The organism is Pseudoalteromonas sp. ASV78, from assembly GCF_047806705.1.
GTDB lineage: Bacteria > Pseudomonadota > Gammaproteobacteria > Enterobacterales > Alteromonadaceae > Pseudoalteromonas > Pseudoalteromonas prydzensis_A.
Genome location: NZ_JBLOPA010000001.1, coordinates 3,438,716 through 3,452,083 on the forward strand (window position 1 = coordinate 3,438,716; position 13,368 = coordinate 3,452,083).

General features: G+C 40.7%; 10 protein-coding genes. 7 read left to right on the plus strand and 3 right to left on the minus strand.

Translation table 11 applies throughout. The features are described 5' to 3' along the window. Positions 1-53 precede the first annotated feature (53 nt). The 3 genes from ACMVDV_RS15670 to ACMVDV_RS15680 all read right to left on the minus strand — a co-directional run bounded on the left by ACMVDV_RS15670 (position 54) and on the right by ACMVDV_RS15680 (position 4,246). Positions 54-1,541, minus strand: a complete 1,488-nt coding sequence (locus ACMVDV_RS15670; RefSeq protein ID WP_416158734.1) for an exopolyphosphatase — start codon at positions 1,539-1,541, stop codon at positions 54-56. After that, positions 1,534-3,621, minus strand: coding sequence for a polyphosphate kinase 1 (gene ppk1, locus ACMVDV_RS15675; protein WP_416158735.1), 2,088 nt, complete (start codon positions 3,619-3,621; stop codon positions 1,534-1,536). Before ppk1 ends, ACMVDV_RS15670 begins: the two co-directional genes overlap by 8 nt. A gap of 118 nt (positions 3,622-3,739) precedes the next feature. After that, a complete protein-coding gene (locus ACMVDV_RS15680) occupies positions 3,740-4,246 on the minus strand; it encodes a glycine cleavage system protein R (protein ID WP_304184041.1) in 507 nt (168 codons plus the stop codon). A 377-nt stretch (positions 4,247-4,623) separates the two neighbouring features. Between ACMVDV_RS15680 and ACMVDV_RS15685 the strand changes: the two genes are divergently transcribed. From ACMVDV_RS15685 to ACMVDV_RS15715, 7 genes are all read left to right on the plus strand, one after another. Further along, a complete protein-coding gene (locus ACMVDV_RS15685) occupies positions 4,624-6,861 on the plus strand; it encodes an ABC transporter permease subunit (RefSeq protein WP_416158736.1) in 2,238 nt (745 codons plus the stop codon). A 14-nt stretch (positions 6,862-6,875) separates the two neighbouring features. Continuing rightward, a complete protein-coding gene (gene pstA / locus ACMVDV_RS15690) occupies positions 6,876-8,525 on the plus strand; it encodes a phosphate ABC transporter permease PstA (RefSeq protein WP_304184046.1) in 1,650 nt (549 codons plus the stop codon). A 27-nt stretch (positions 8,526-8,552) separates the two neighbouring features. After that, positions 8,553-9,380, plus strand: coding sequence for a phosphate ABC transporter ATP-binding protein PstB (gene pstB / locus ACMVDV_RS15695; protein WP_192542357.1), 828 nt, complete (start codon positions 8,553-8,555; stop codon positions 9,378-9,380). A gap of 55 nt (positions 9,381-9,435) precedes the next feature. Further along, positions 9,436-10,137 (plus strand): phosphate signaling complex protein PhoU, encoded by a 702-nt coding sequence (phoU, locus tag ACMVDV_RS15700; RefSeq protein ID WP_064668157.1) that lies wholly within the window; start codon positions 9,436-9,438, stop codon positions 10,135-10,137. A gap of 171 nt (positions 10,138-10,308) precedes the next feature. Then, positions 10,309-10,986 carry a TIGR00153 family protein gene (locus ACMVDV_RS15705; protein ID WP_283709948.1) on the plus strand — a complete coding sequence of 226 codons (678 nt, stop codon included), beginning with the start codon at positions 10,309-10,311 and terminating at the stop codon, positions 10,984-10,986. 39 nt (positions 10,987-11,025) lie between these two features. Then, entirely contained in the window at positions 11,026-12,294 is a 1,269-nt protein-coding gene (locus ACMVDV_RS15710) for an inorganic phosphate transporter (protein WP_304184048.1), read from the plus strand. 92 nt (positions 12,295-12,386) lie between these two features. Beyond that, the gene (locus ACMVDV_RS15715; protein WP_304184051.1) at positions 12,387-13,307 is read left to right on the plus strand and encodes a hydrogen peroxide-inducible genes activator; all 921 of its coding nucleotides are present in this window, start codon (positions 12,387-12,389) and stop codon (positions 13,305-13,307) included. The last annotated feature ends 61 nt before the right edge of the window (positions 13,308-13,368 follow it).

Below are 13,368 nucleotides of genomic sequence, written 5' to 3' on the forward strand. Positions count from 1 at the left end.
AGTGAATCTAATTTGGATAGCCAAGGCTATCCAAATTTAGCTATCGCTATAAATCATACAAAGTCGATTAAAAAGCCTACTTTCTTCAAATACTTTTGCTCTTGCTGTAAATCGGCATGCAGCAGGGTTTGTTCACTAAGCGAACCGAGCGGAAATTGCAACAGCATACTATTGCCTTTAACGGATACTGCTAGCTCTTGATGTTGATCGTTAAGGCGTTTTTGGTTTAATAATACTGCTAGCCTGAGTAATACTATTAATTGCAGTATTTGAAAGTGCGGTACAGATAGCAGTGTTGGAAATTCTTCTAAACGAATTCGTTTACGGTAAAAGCGTATCATACAGCTTAACAATGTTTGCTGCTGCTGAGTAAACCCTGGCAGCTGGCTGTTTTCAACAACATACGCACTGTGTTTGTGTAAGCCGGATGAGTTAATACCTAAGCCGACTTCGTGTAATTGCGCTGCCCACACTAGTAATTGATGATTATCTAATGAGTCGAGTTGCCATTCTTTTTGTACTTGTAGGAATAGCCAATCGGCGGTATTAGCAACGCGTTGGGCATGAACTTTATCGATTGTGTTTCTTTCGCTTAAATTTGCTATGGTATTAGTGCGTATATCTTTAAGTGCCAACTTTTGCTGCATTTCATGCAGCAAACCTTCACGCAGTGAAAAGTCACTGTAATCCATTTCGGTAATATCAAACAATTGAAAAATCGCGATTAAAATAGCCAGCCCACCACAAATGCTCACTTGGCGCTCAGGGCTTAAGCCTTCAATCAGTAAATTATCAATGGTTTTTGCTGCTAAAAACTGGGTTTTAAGTTCGAGTAATCGCTCCAGTGTGATATTTTTTTGGTCAGGGTCATTGGCGCTGATCATAGCTAATATTGATTTTATCGTTCCTGAGGTACCCACCACAGACTGCCAGCCAGTACTGATATAATTGGCAAAAATGACTTCAAGTTCTTGCTCTGCTTTTATCTGTGCCTTGTTAAAGCGTTTTTCGTTGATAATACCATCGGCAAAAAATTGCTTGGTATAGCTTACGCAGCCCATATTGCGGCTGGAGAGCAATTTATGCTTAAAATGTTTGCCAATAATTAACTCGGTACTGCCGCCGCCAATATCGATCACTAAGCGGTTTTCATCGTGATGAATGTAATGCGCAACGCCTTGGTAAATTAAGCGCGCTTCTTCTTGGCCTGAAATTACATCAATATGAAAAGGAAATACTTTGCTGGCCTGTGCTAAAAAGGTATTGATGTTTTTAGCGCGGCGCAAGGTGTAGGTTGCGGCTATTTTTACGTTACAGGCAGGGAAATCCTGTAATGTGATGGCAAATTGTTTAAGAATACTTAAAGCTCGGTCGATGGCTTCTTGGCTGAGCTGGTATTTGTCGTCTAAACCATCCGCTAAGTAAACGCGTTGTTTTTCTTTATGCAGGATTTGCAAAGAGCCATCCACTTCTCTTGCTACGACTAAATGAAAGCTGTTTGACCCTAAGTCAACCGCAGCAATTGAGTGATAATTATTCATTATTGTAATTGTTTTCCCATTTTTTTAAGTGATCATAAATCGCTATTTGCGAGCGTATTTTTTTACGATTCCCGCGCCTAACATAATGATTTTTCTGTTCGCTATCAATTATTCTCGCTTTGGTACGGTCTTTAAATTGCAGTTCAAGTAGGTCAATAATGAGTTGTTTGAGTTTTTCATCATAAATAGGCACGCCGACTTCCACCCGATGATCAAGATTACGGGTCATCCAATCCGCAGATGAAATATAGACTTTTTCGTCCCCCTTATTGCCAAAAATCATCACTCGTGGGTGCTCTAAAAAACGGTCGACAATACTAATTACCCGAATGTTGTCGCTAAAATTATTGAGCCCTGGCACTAAGGAACACATACCACGGACAATAATGCGAATTTTAACCCCGCTGCGAGCGGCCAAGTACAAACAATCAACCAGCTCTTTATCTACTAAGTTATTTATCTTTAGCGTAATTTTACCGCTTTGACCATTTTCAACATGCGCTATTTCTTGGTGAATTAAGCCAAGCAACAGCTGTCGAGCATTGACTGGGGATATCATCAAGTGCTCGAACACAAAGGGTTTATAACTACTTTCGATAAACTTAAACACGCTATCGCTTTCGTCACAAATACCTTGATGCTTAGTGAATAAACTAAAATCAGTGTAAATTTTGGCGGTTTTTTCGTGAAAATTACCGGTACCAATATGAGCGTATTTAACGATTTGGCCTTTCTCTTTGCGATGCACAATACATAACTTACTGTGCACTTTAAGTGCGGGAATACCAAAAATAACTTTAATACCCGCAGCGCTCAGTACTTTAGCCCAGCCAATATTATTTTGCTCGTCAAAGCGGGCTTTCAGCTCTACCATTACCGTGACTTTTTTGCCATTTTTAGCTGCATTTATAAGTGAGGAAATCAGCCGTGACTTACTCGCAACACGGTAAATGTTTACTTTAATTTGTGTCACTCTAGGGTCAAATGCCGCTTGGCGAACATATTCCAGTAGATGGTTAAATGTATGGTATGGATAATAAAGTAGAATATCTTGCTGCGTGATCGCTGCAAATATACTCGCGTGATTATTAAAGGCGGTGCTTTGTAAGGCTGGTAATGGTTTGTTTTCTAAATATTGACGGCCAATATTGGGAAAGCCAATAAAGTCTCTAAAATTACGATAGCGGCCGCCGGGGATCAATGCGTCGTGATGAGTTACACCTAAGCGCTTTTTCATTACTTTGAGCATCGATTCAGGCATTGTTTGGTCGTAAACTAAACGCACAGGCTCTGCATAAACTCGTTGCTTGAGGCCCTTCGACATTTTGTCGAGGATGCCTTCTTCTAGCTCATCATCGAGATTGTATTCTGCATCACGGGTCAGCTTGATTGCGTAGCCTTGGATCTCGGTAAAACTAAAGAAACTACTAAACACATCACTTAAAAAAAACAAAATAATGTCATCTAACATCACAATGGTTTTATGGCGGCGGGTTTTTTCGGGTGGTAAAATGACAAAGCGGGGGACTCGATCTGTAGGGACTTCTAACATCGCATAATGGCTTTTGTCGTTAAGCATTTCGACAAACAAGTACGTCATTGTATCGTTAATATGATCTGAATAATCTTTGTTTTCATCTAATAAAATGGGCGATATATGCTGCAATACATTATCGTGGAAGAAGTTTTTCAACCAGTTTATATGAAATTCGTTAAGCTGTTCGGGGCGGTTGACATGAATATTATGGGCAATCAGAACGTTTAGAATTTGCTCATGGATCAGGTTAAATTTTTTGCCTAACAACAGTACTTTTTGCTGGATTTGAGTAAGTAAAATTTCGTCTTCATCAAAATTAGTATCAGGCAGTTTGTTTAATAAAATGCGCCGCTTCACATCGGCAACCCGAACTCTGAAAAACTCATCCATGTTATTTGAAAAGATCCCCAAAAAACGAATGCGCTCAATAATTGGGTTATTCTTATCTTTCGCTTCTTGTAAAACACGATCGTTAAAAGACAGCCAACTTAACTCTGGAGCAAAATAATTAATCGTTTGCGGCGCATCTGCACAGGCGTTCATTTTCTATTCCTTGGATAGCAACTGAACAAAATATAAAGTACTTAGATGACAAAAAAATGACAAGCGTGTCACTTTTATGACACGCTTATTGATGCTGGGGGTTGGATTTTAGGGTGCTTTAAGCGTCTTCAATATCAACAATTAAATCAGCGGTAATTGCTTCAAGTGCAGCGACTACTTCGTCTTTATTCATACCTGCAGGTAGCGCAACCGTAGCGACAGCACTAAAAATAGGCACTCCCCAGTTTGGTGCGCTTTGCTGCTTAGAGTTTAGGTGGGTAATATTTGCGCCTTTATGCCGTAATACACCTGCAAGCTCTTGAATAATCCCGGGACGATCATTGCCAGTGATCACAAAGTTAAGCTCTTCAGCTGGCGTGTCAGGAAGTTCATCGCTGCCAGTTTCAATGCGTACTTCAAGCTGCGGCAGGTTGTGTAATGAATCTTGTAATTCTTGTAGATGCTCCGCTGGTACTGCTACTTCGATAATGCCAGCAAAATGACCCGCTAAATGGCTTAAATTACTGGTGAGCCAGTTACCATGATGATTTAAAACTGCAGAGGAAATATCCTCTACAAGTCCAGGACGATCTTGCCCTAAAATGGTGATAACTAATTGTTTCATATGGTAAACCCTTTAATTTGCCGTAATTAAATAATAAATGCTCAGGCATGAAATTGTTGTTATATTAAAAATGAACCGAATTGAGTATTGACTCAGTCCCCAAATTTGTCCAATTTTTTTGCCATTAGTTCAACGTAAAAGCAGTAATATAGTGTGAGTTAACGAGATAAACTTTCTAAACTTATGTTATTCAATAACAAATTACTAAGTTGAAAGTTTTTCAACATGTCATAAAATTTTAACTTATTGAATATAAACACTGTTTGACTGGTTATAATGAATATAACAACAAAGCCTAAGCAATTATGACGTTTGTAACAATACTGTCATCTTGGTGAAATATAATCTACTCAACGTTAAGATTTATAGGTGTTTTGATGACTTCCAATCCGAATAAACCGTCTTTTAATACGGATAGAAGCCGTCTATTTAAAGATCGGTTTGCCAAATTTAGCATTACCGCTGGCGGTATTATGGTATTGATAGCTTTGCTATTGATATTCTTCTATTTATTGTATGTTGTGCAACCTATTTTCGAATCAGCGAAAGTAGAAACTCGCGATAGCTTTGTACTCAGTAATGCAGATCAAATTGTTGGCTTAGGTGTTGAAGAACAAACCGAAGTGGCTTTTTTACTGAGCAAACAAGGTAATGTTGATTTCTATAGCGTTGAGAAACAAGGCTTTGGTAAAAAACTTAAAAGCTTAGCTGTGCCACTCGATAGCGACGTGAGTAGTTTTGCCGTTAGTGCGCCTTTTCAAGGGCATTATGCATACGGACTTGAAAACGGCTCTGTGGTTTTGGTTGCGCCTAAATTTTTAGTCACCTTTCCTAATAACGAGCGTAAATTAACCCCGCGCTTGGGTTATCCATTGGGTGAAGATAAACCATTACAAGTTGATGCAGAAGGCGCAGCAATTAAACAATTTGCCTTTAGTCATTATGAAGATAAAACCGCTGTTGTGGCACAAACTGAAGATAAACGCGTCATTTTTAGCAGCTTTGTTGCTGAAGAAAACATGTTTAGCGGTGAAGTTGAGTGGCTTGTTGAGCGCACTGAACTAGATGTTGAAGGACGTGTTGATCAACTGTTGATGTCGCCAGATACCACCCGTACTTTTGTTCGTTCCGCCAATCAAATCTATGTTTACGATACTCGCGATCCAAGCGACGTTGAATTAATTCAAATGCTGGCGGCCAATGAAGAAAATGCCAACCTAGTGGCAGCACAATTATTAGCTGGTGCTAACTCATTGATGCTGGCAAATGATAATGGCGAAGTATCACAATGGTTTGAAGTAAACACAGATACAGGCCGTGAATATCAAAAGATACGCGCCTTTGAAACGTCAAAGCAACCTAAGTTAGATATATTTACTGAGTTTTACCGTCGTACTTTCTTCACCACTAGCAGCAACGGTGAATTGGGTGTCTATTACACCACCAGTGAAGCAAAATTATGGCAAGGTAAAATCAGTGACGGTCCGATTGAAAACTTTGCTATTGCACCTCGCTCAAATGCGGCGCTTATCTTAGCGGATAATAAGTTAACTGTGGTTGAAATCCATAATGAGCATCCAGAAGTAACGTGGTCAGCGTTATGGCAAGAAGTATGGTACGAAGGTTACCCTGAGCCTGGTTATATTTGGCAATCAACGTCTGCAGGGGATGATTTTGAGTCGAAATTTTCTTTAGTACCAATTTCGTTCGGTACTATCAAAGCGGCTTTATATGCGATGTTATTTGCCGTGCCAATTGCGCTTTCTGCAGCAATTTATACTGCTTACTTTATGTCTGGTTCATTACGTAAAGTTGTTAAACCAACCGTTGAAATTATGGAAGCATTACCAACCGTAATCTTAGGATTTTTAGCGGGCCTGTGGCTTGCACCACTGATTGAAGAGCACTTACCGGCAATTGTAGGCTTATTGTTTATGTTACCGCTGGGTATTTTATTGACCGCATTCGCGTGGACTAAATTACCTGAAAGCATTCGTCATCGTGTCCCTGATGGGGCTCATTCAATTTTACTAATTCCAGTACTGCTATTTATTGGTTGGTTAGCGTTTGCCATGAGTGGCGCAATAGAACTTTGGATGTTTGACGGTAATGTGCGCCAATACCTGACCAATGAATTAGGTATGACGTTCGATCAACGTAACTCACTGGTTGTTGGTATTGCCATGGGGTTTGCGGTTATCCCAACTATTTTCTCAATTGCAGAAGATGCCGTGTTTAGTGTTCCTAAGCATTTATCAAACGGTTCATTAGCGCTGGGTGCAACGCAATGGCAAACACTGGTAAGTGTTGTGCTATTAACTGCCAGCCCGGGTATTTTCTCTGCCGTGATGATGGGACTCGGTCGCGCTGTAGGTGAAACCATGATCGTACTAATGGCAACCGGTAACACACCAATAATGGATTGGAGTATTTTCCAAGGTATGCGTACTTTAGCAGCTAATATCGCAGTAGAAATGCCAGAATCAGAAGTGGGTAGTTCGCACTATCGTATTCTGTTCTTAGCCGCATTTGTATTATTCATATTCACCTTTATTTTTAACACGATTGCTGAGTTTGTTCGTCAGCAGTTGCGTGATAAATACAGCTCGATGTAAGTGGGAGACACGACATGATAAAGCAGTGGTTTAAGTCAGGTTCTCCTTGGATATGGATGACAGGTGGTGCGGTTAGTATCAGTTTGATTTCCGTATTAGGGTTATTAGCCATGATCGCTTGGAAAGGATTAAGTTTCTTCTGGCCATCACAAGTTGTGCAACTAGAGTTACAAGGCTCAGTTGTGCAGCAAACGGTAATCGGTGAGGTTTACGATCGTGAAATGGTGCCTAAATCGCGCCTTGAAGCAACCGGTGTTGATTTATCTGGTTTTGATAAAGAGCACCTAGAGCGCTTTTTGATTAAAACGGGTAACCGTGAATACGTTGATTTAGATTTTCGTTGGGTGCTTGAAACCGACATAAAATCAAACACCACACCTGCCGCTATCGCCGTATTTGAGCGTAGTAAAAACGGTAACTTTTATGGTTATGTAGAAAATGTAATAAAAGACGGCCAAGTCATTACTGAAAATAAAACTGCAGTACTTGAAGAGTTAGTTGAACGGGCTGTTGAATTAAACGATCAAGCACTTGATCTACAAAACGGCGACATTGGTCATATTAACTATCAGTTAGAGCGCCTACGCTTAAAAGAGAAGTCATATCTACTTGATGATGCTTTAACCGATGAGCGCGTCGCAGAGCTTGCACAAGATCGCGCTGATTTAAGAGCTGAATACGGCGAGTTAGAAAAACAATTATTTGCACTGCGTAAACAAGCTCAGCGTGACCAAGTAACAGTAAAAGATATGCGTGGTGAAATCGTTACTTTACCGTTATACCAAGTACTTGATTTTTGGTTTCCAAATGACATGGGCTTTGTTGCAAAGTTAGGTCACTATTTTGTTCAGCTAGGTAAGTTTGTCGCCGATGATCCACGTGAAGCCAATACCGAAGGCGGCGTATTCCCTGCTATATTCGGTACTGTGTTTATGGTTATGCTAATGGCCGTGATTGTTACTCCATTTGGGGTTGTGGCAGCGATTTACTTACATGAATACGCCTCTAAAAATGCCGTGACTAAAATGATCCGTATTGCGGTGATCAACTTAGCCGGTGTGCCATCGATTGTTTATGGTGTATTTGGCTTAGGGTTTTTTGTTTATGTGTTAGGTGGCAGCTTAGATCAGTTATTCTACCCAGAGGCATCACCAAGCCCAGTATTTGGTACCCCAGGGGTAATGTGGTCAGCATTGACGTTGGCAATTTTAACATTACCGGTAGTGATTGTTTCAACCGAAGAAGGTTTATCACGTATTCCAAGTACGGTTCGTCATGGTTCTTTAGCGCTTGGCGCAACGCAAGCGGAAACGTTATGGCGTATTATAGTGCCAATGGCAAGTCCAGCGATTATGACAGGGTTAATATTAGCGGTTGCCCGTGCGGCAGGTGAAGTAGCGCCATTGATGTTAGTTGGTGTAGTTAAAATGGCACCGACCCTACCGCTTGATGGTAACTTCCCGTATTTTCACTTAGATCGCAAATTCATGCACTTAGGCTTTCACATATACGACGTCGGTTTCCAAAGCCCGAATGTTGAAGCGGCTCGGCCGTTGGTTTATGCCACCGCATTCTTGCTGGTATCAGTGATTATTACCCTGAATATTACCGCAATCGGCATACGTAACCATTTACGTGAAAAGTTTAGATCGCTTGATCAATAATTAGTAAAGATTTTATAGGTAACAAACATGATTACAGTCGCTCCACAAGTAAACCAAGCAAACGGCAGTTTGAAATTGGATTTAGACAATTTAAGCACCGAGCAAACAGCACTCGAGATCAAAAACTTAGATCTTTACTATGGTGATAAACAAGCGCTTAGCTCAGTCAGTATGAGCATCCCTAAAGGGCAAGTAACCGCGTTTATCGGGCCATCTGGTTGTGGTAAATCAACATTACTACGCTGTATTAATCGCATGAACGATTTGGTTGATAGCTGTCGCATTGAAGGTGAAATATTACTTCACGGACAAAACATCTATGATAAAAGCGTTGATGTTGCAGCACTGCGTCGTAATGTTGGTATGGTGTTCCAGCGCCCGAATCCATTTCCTAAATCAATCTACGAAAATGTGGTTTATGGCCTACGCTTACAAGGCATCAAAGAAAAACGTAAATTAGATGAAGTCGTTGAGCAGTCATTACGTGGTGCGGCGTTATGGGATGAAGTAAAAGACCGTCTTCACGATAGTGCTTTTGGTTTATCTGGTGGTCAGCAGCAACGTTTAGTGATTGCCCGCTCTATTGCCATTGAACCAGAAGTGTTATTACTTGATGAACCAACATCAGCATTGGATCCTATTTCAACACTGGTAATTGAAGAACTAATTAACGATTTAAAAAATAAGTTTACCGTTGTTATTGTTACCCACAACATGCAACAAGCTGCGCGGGTTTCTGATCAAACGGCCTTTATGTACATGGGTGAATTAATCGAGTACTCAAATACCAATACATTATTTACAACTCCAGCGAAAAAGAAAACTGAAGATTATATTACCGGTCGTTACGGCTAGTGATCAGGCATACTATTTTCGGGTGGCGTGAACGATTTTGATAAGAAGGTAGACAATGGAACACAATATTAATAAGCATATTTCTGGCCGCTTTAATCAAGAGCTAGAAAACGTTCGTAATCATGTATTAAGCATGGGTGGTTTAGTTGAGCAGCAACTAAACAGCGCACTTGATGCAGTCAGTAATGGCGATGCTGAATTAGCCCGAAAAGTGCGGGAAAATGACTATAAAGTCAATGCCATGGAAGTGAACATTGATGAAGAATGTACCCGTATTATTGCGCGTCGTCAGCCGGCGGCCAGTGATTTACGCTTAGTGGTTGCGATCGCTAAAACCATTGCAGATTTAGAGCGTATTGGTGATGAAGCTGAGCGCATTGCTAAAGTCGCCCTCGATTCATTTACTAAAGATCAGCAAGATTTATTAGTTAATATTGAAAATATGGGTCGCCAAGTTTCTAAAATGCTGCATGATGTACTCGATGCTTTCGCGCGTATGGATGTGCAAAAAGCATTTGAAGTACATAAAGAAGATGCCAAGGTTGACCGCGAATACGAAGCAATTACTCGCCAAATTATGACCTATATGATGGAAGACCCGCGTTCAATTCCAAAAATTATGGATTTAGTTTGGTCGGTACGTTCATTGGAACGGATTGGCGATCGTTGCCAAAATATCTCTGAATATATTATTTACTTTGTTAATGGCAAAGATATTCGTCATACATCTCAAGAGGATATAGAAAAATCGTTATAGATTTTTTGATACCGCCTGGTTTTATTAAAGCGGCTAATTGCCGCTTTTCATGTTTTCGTTATAATTATAATGCTGTAGCGGCAGCTGTGATGTAATAAAAGCATTCACAATCGCGGTGAATGCTGTAAAATTCACGCCGCAAAGCATACTAATTTGATTTAAGGGTCAGTTATGCCTACAAACGCATTTTTAGGAGTATTCGCAAAATCTCCTATAAAGCCAATGGAAGATCACATCAAGAAGGTACATCAAGCAAGTAAAGCTTTGATCCCTTTTTTCAATCATGTATTTAAAGAAGAGTGGCAACAAGCAGAAGAGATTCGCTTGAACATTCGTACTTTAGAACGTGAAGCCGACGACATGAAAAGAAATATACGTTTACAATTACCGCGCGGTTTATTTATGCCGGTAGAGCGTACAGATCTGCTCGAACTCGTCACCCAGCAAGACAAAATTGCTAATAAAGCAAAAGACATTGCTGGTCGTGTAATTGGTCGTGAGATGACCATACCAAAAGAAATTCAAGCTGATTTTCTAGCTTATGTGACTCGTTGTGTTGATGCCACTAAACAAGCATCAAATGCAATTAATGAGTTAGATGAGTTATTAGAGACTGGTTTTAAAGGTCGTGAAGTGACCTTAGTCGAAAAAATGCTCGTTGAATTGGATGCAATTGAACAAGACACGGATGATATGCAAATCATAATACGTCGCCAATTACGCGCCGTTGAAGATGGACTAAATCCAATTGATGTAATGTTTTTATACAAAATCATCGAATGGGTCGGCGAACTGGCAGATATTGCAGAACGCGTAGGTTCACGTCTTGAGCTGATGTTAGCTCGTTAATTTACACTCAGTTCAATAACGAAAGATTAGGGTTACACAATGGATATCATTGCATCTTATGGCACGGTATTAATTTTAATTGCCGCAGCAGTCGGTTTTTTTATGGCTTATGGTATTGGCGCGAATGACGTTGCTAATGCGATGGGCACATCGGTAGGTTCCAAAGCATTAACCATCAAGCAAGCAATTTTTATTGCGATGATTTTTGAATTTGCAGGCGCCTACTTAGCTGGCGGTGAGGTAACATCGACAATTCGTAAAGGTATTATCGATTCAACACCATTTTTAGAGCTTCCCGAACTGATGGTATTGGGTATGATCTCGGCATTATTTGCAGCCGGTAGTTGGTTGTTAATCGCATCCTTCTTAGGTTGGCCGGTATCAACAACACACTCAATTATTGGTGCTATTATTGGTTTTGCATTAGTTGCGGTTGGCAGCGAAGCGATTCAATGGAATAGAGTGGCTGGCATTGTTGGGAGTTGGATCGTAACCCCTGCTATTTCAGGCTTTATCGCGTATTTGATCTTCATGAGTGCGCAAAAACTGATTTTTGATACCGATGCACCACTTAAAAATGCCAAACGTTTTGTGCCTATTTATATGGGTTTAGCGGGCTTTATTATGTCTTTGGTTACGATCAAAAAGGGCTTAAAGCACATTGGTATTAATATCGGCGCTGTCGAAGGTTACTTATTAGCAATCGGTATTGCAGTGATTGTTGGTATTATTGGTAAAATCGTTATTTCTCGCTTAAAGATTGATCCAAAAGCGGATAAGAAAATGCAATTTAATAACGTTGAGAAAGTATTTGCTATCTTAATGGTATTAACTGCATGTTGTATGGCCTTTGCGCATGGTTCGAATGACGTTGCTAACGCCATTGGTCCACTAGCGGCAGTTGTAAACATTGTTGAAAACAATGGCGAAATAGCTAAACAAGCGACAATCGCATGGTGGATTTTACCACTAGGTGGTTTCGGTATTGTTGCTGGTCTTGCAATTTTAGGTAAGAAAGTAATCAAGACCATTGGTGAAGGCATTACCCATTTAACACCAAGTCGTGGTTTTGCTGCTGAATTAGCCGCAGCATCTACGGTTGTTATTGCATCGGGTACTGGTTTACCAATTTCTACCACCCAAACCTTAGTTGGCGCGGTGTTAGGGGTAGGTATGGCTCGTGGTATTGCTGCACTTAACATGGGTGTGATCAGAAACATTGTAGTTTCTTGGGTAATTACATTGCCAGTTGGCGCTGCCCTTGCTATTGTTATTTTCTACATACTGAGAACTGCCTTTGGAGTTTAAATCCAGCAGCTTTTGAGTATCACAGACTTTTAGCTTGAAAAGATCTCAACGCCCTTGGTGTTGGGGTCTTTTTATTTGTGGGTAAAGAAAGTATGACGAACTTACCAAGTATTAAACAACTGCAGTATTTATTGGCTGTTCATCAGCATCAGCACTTTGGCCGCGCAGCAAGTGCGTGTTTCATCGGGCAGTCAACACTCAGTAGTGCGATTCAAACCCTTGAAGAAACACTTGGTTGCCAACTCATCGAGCGTGAAAATCGCAGCTTGATGTTCACCGCCATCGGCGAAGAAGTGGTAGCACGGGCACGCAAAATTATTGACGATACGCTCAGCGTTAGAGAGCTGACCAAAAGCCATTTAACACCGCTAAGCGGTAAGCTCACACTCGGTGTTATTCCAACGATTGCGAGTTTTATTGCGGCACCTTTATATCACCTTTGTCAGCAGCAATTTGCTGATTTAGAGCTGGTTCTGGTAGAAGATACCAGCGATAGCTTGCTGGATAAGTTAGAGCATGGCCATATCGATATGGCATTATTGGCGTTACCTTACGACACCGATAAGTTCCATACTCAAGTGCTCGCACAAGATCATTTTTGTTTAGTGCATCATAAAGATTACTTACCTGCTAAGAACATCGAAGATTTTAACTTGTTACCGGAAGCCAGCGTGTTCTTATTAGAGCGAGAGCATTGTATGACGGGGCATGCGCTCAGTGCGTGCCACTTAAACCGTTCGAGTTGTATCAATCCATTTGAAGCAGCCAGTTTGCATACATTGCTGAGTATGGTTGAGCATCAGCTAGGAGTAACGTTTTTGCCGCAAATGGCAATTAACGCCGGTATTTTAGCGAACAAGGATATGCTGGCAACGCCATCGCAAAGTGACGCATACCGTGACATTGGCATTTTATGGCGCAAAACCACCGGACGCATTCGCGACTTTCGTTTATTTAGCCAAATGCTAGAGAGTTTTTTAAAACAGCAATGCCGGTTAACTTCGCAGGAATAGCTCATTAAGGTGAGCTTTTTAATTTATTTTCATCTTTTGCAAACTATCTTCCTCGCTCTAT

What these genes read in the sequence shown, in the direction of transcription:
- pstA (WP_304184046.1), top strand. Translation starts at nt 6,876, where the DNA reads ATGATAAAGCAGTGGTTTAAGTCAGGTTCTCCTTGGATATGGATGACA.
- ACMVDV_RS15715 (WP_304184051.1), top strand. Translation starts at nt 12,387, where the DNA reads ATGACGAACTTACCAAGTATTAAACAACTGCAGTATTTATTGGCTGTT.
- ACMVDV_RS15705 (WP_283709948.1), top strand. Translation starts at nt 10,309, where the DNA reads ATGCCTACAAACGCATTTTTAGGAGTATTCGCAAAATCTCCTATAAAG.
- ACMVDV_RS15670 (WP_416158734.1), bottom strand. Translation starts at nt 1,541, where the DNA reads ATGAATAATTATCACTCAATTGCTGCGGTTGACTTAGGGTCAAACAGC.
- ACMVDV_RS15685 (WP_416158736.1), top strand. Translation starts at nt 4,624, where the DNA reads ATGACTTCCAATCCGAATAAACCGTCTTTTAATACGGATAGAAGCCGT.
- ppk1 (WP_416158735.1), bottom strand. Translation starts at nt 3,621, where the DNA reads ATGAACGCCTGTGCAGATGCGCCGCAAACGATTAATTATTTTGCTCCA.
- pstB (WP_192542357.1), top strand. Translation starts at nt 8,553, where the DNA reads ATGATTACAGTCGCTCCACAAGTAAACCAAGCAAACGGCAGTTTGAAA.
- ACMVDV_RS15680 (WP_304184041.1), bottom strand. Translation starts at nt 4,246, where the DNA reads ATGAAACAATTAGTTATCACCATTTTAGGGCAAGATCGTCCTGGACTT.
- ACMVDV_RS15710 (WP_304184048.1), top strand. Translation starts at nt 11,026, where the DNA reads ATGGATATCATTGCATCTTATGGCACGGTATTAATTTTAATTGCCGCA.
- phoU (WP_064668157.1), top strand. Translation starts at nt 9,436, where the DNA reads ATGGAACACAATATTAATAAGCATATTTCTGGCCGCTTTAATCAAGAG.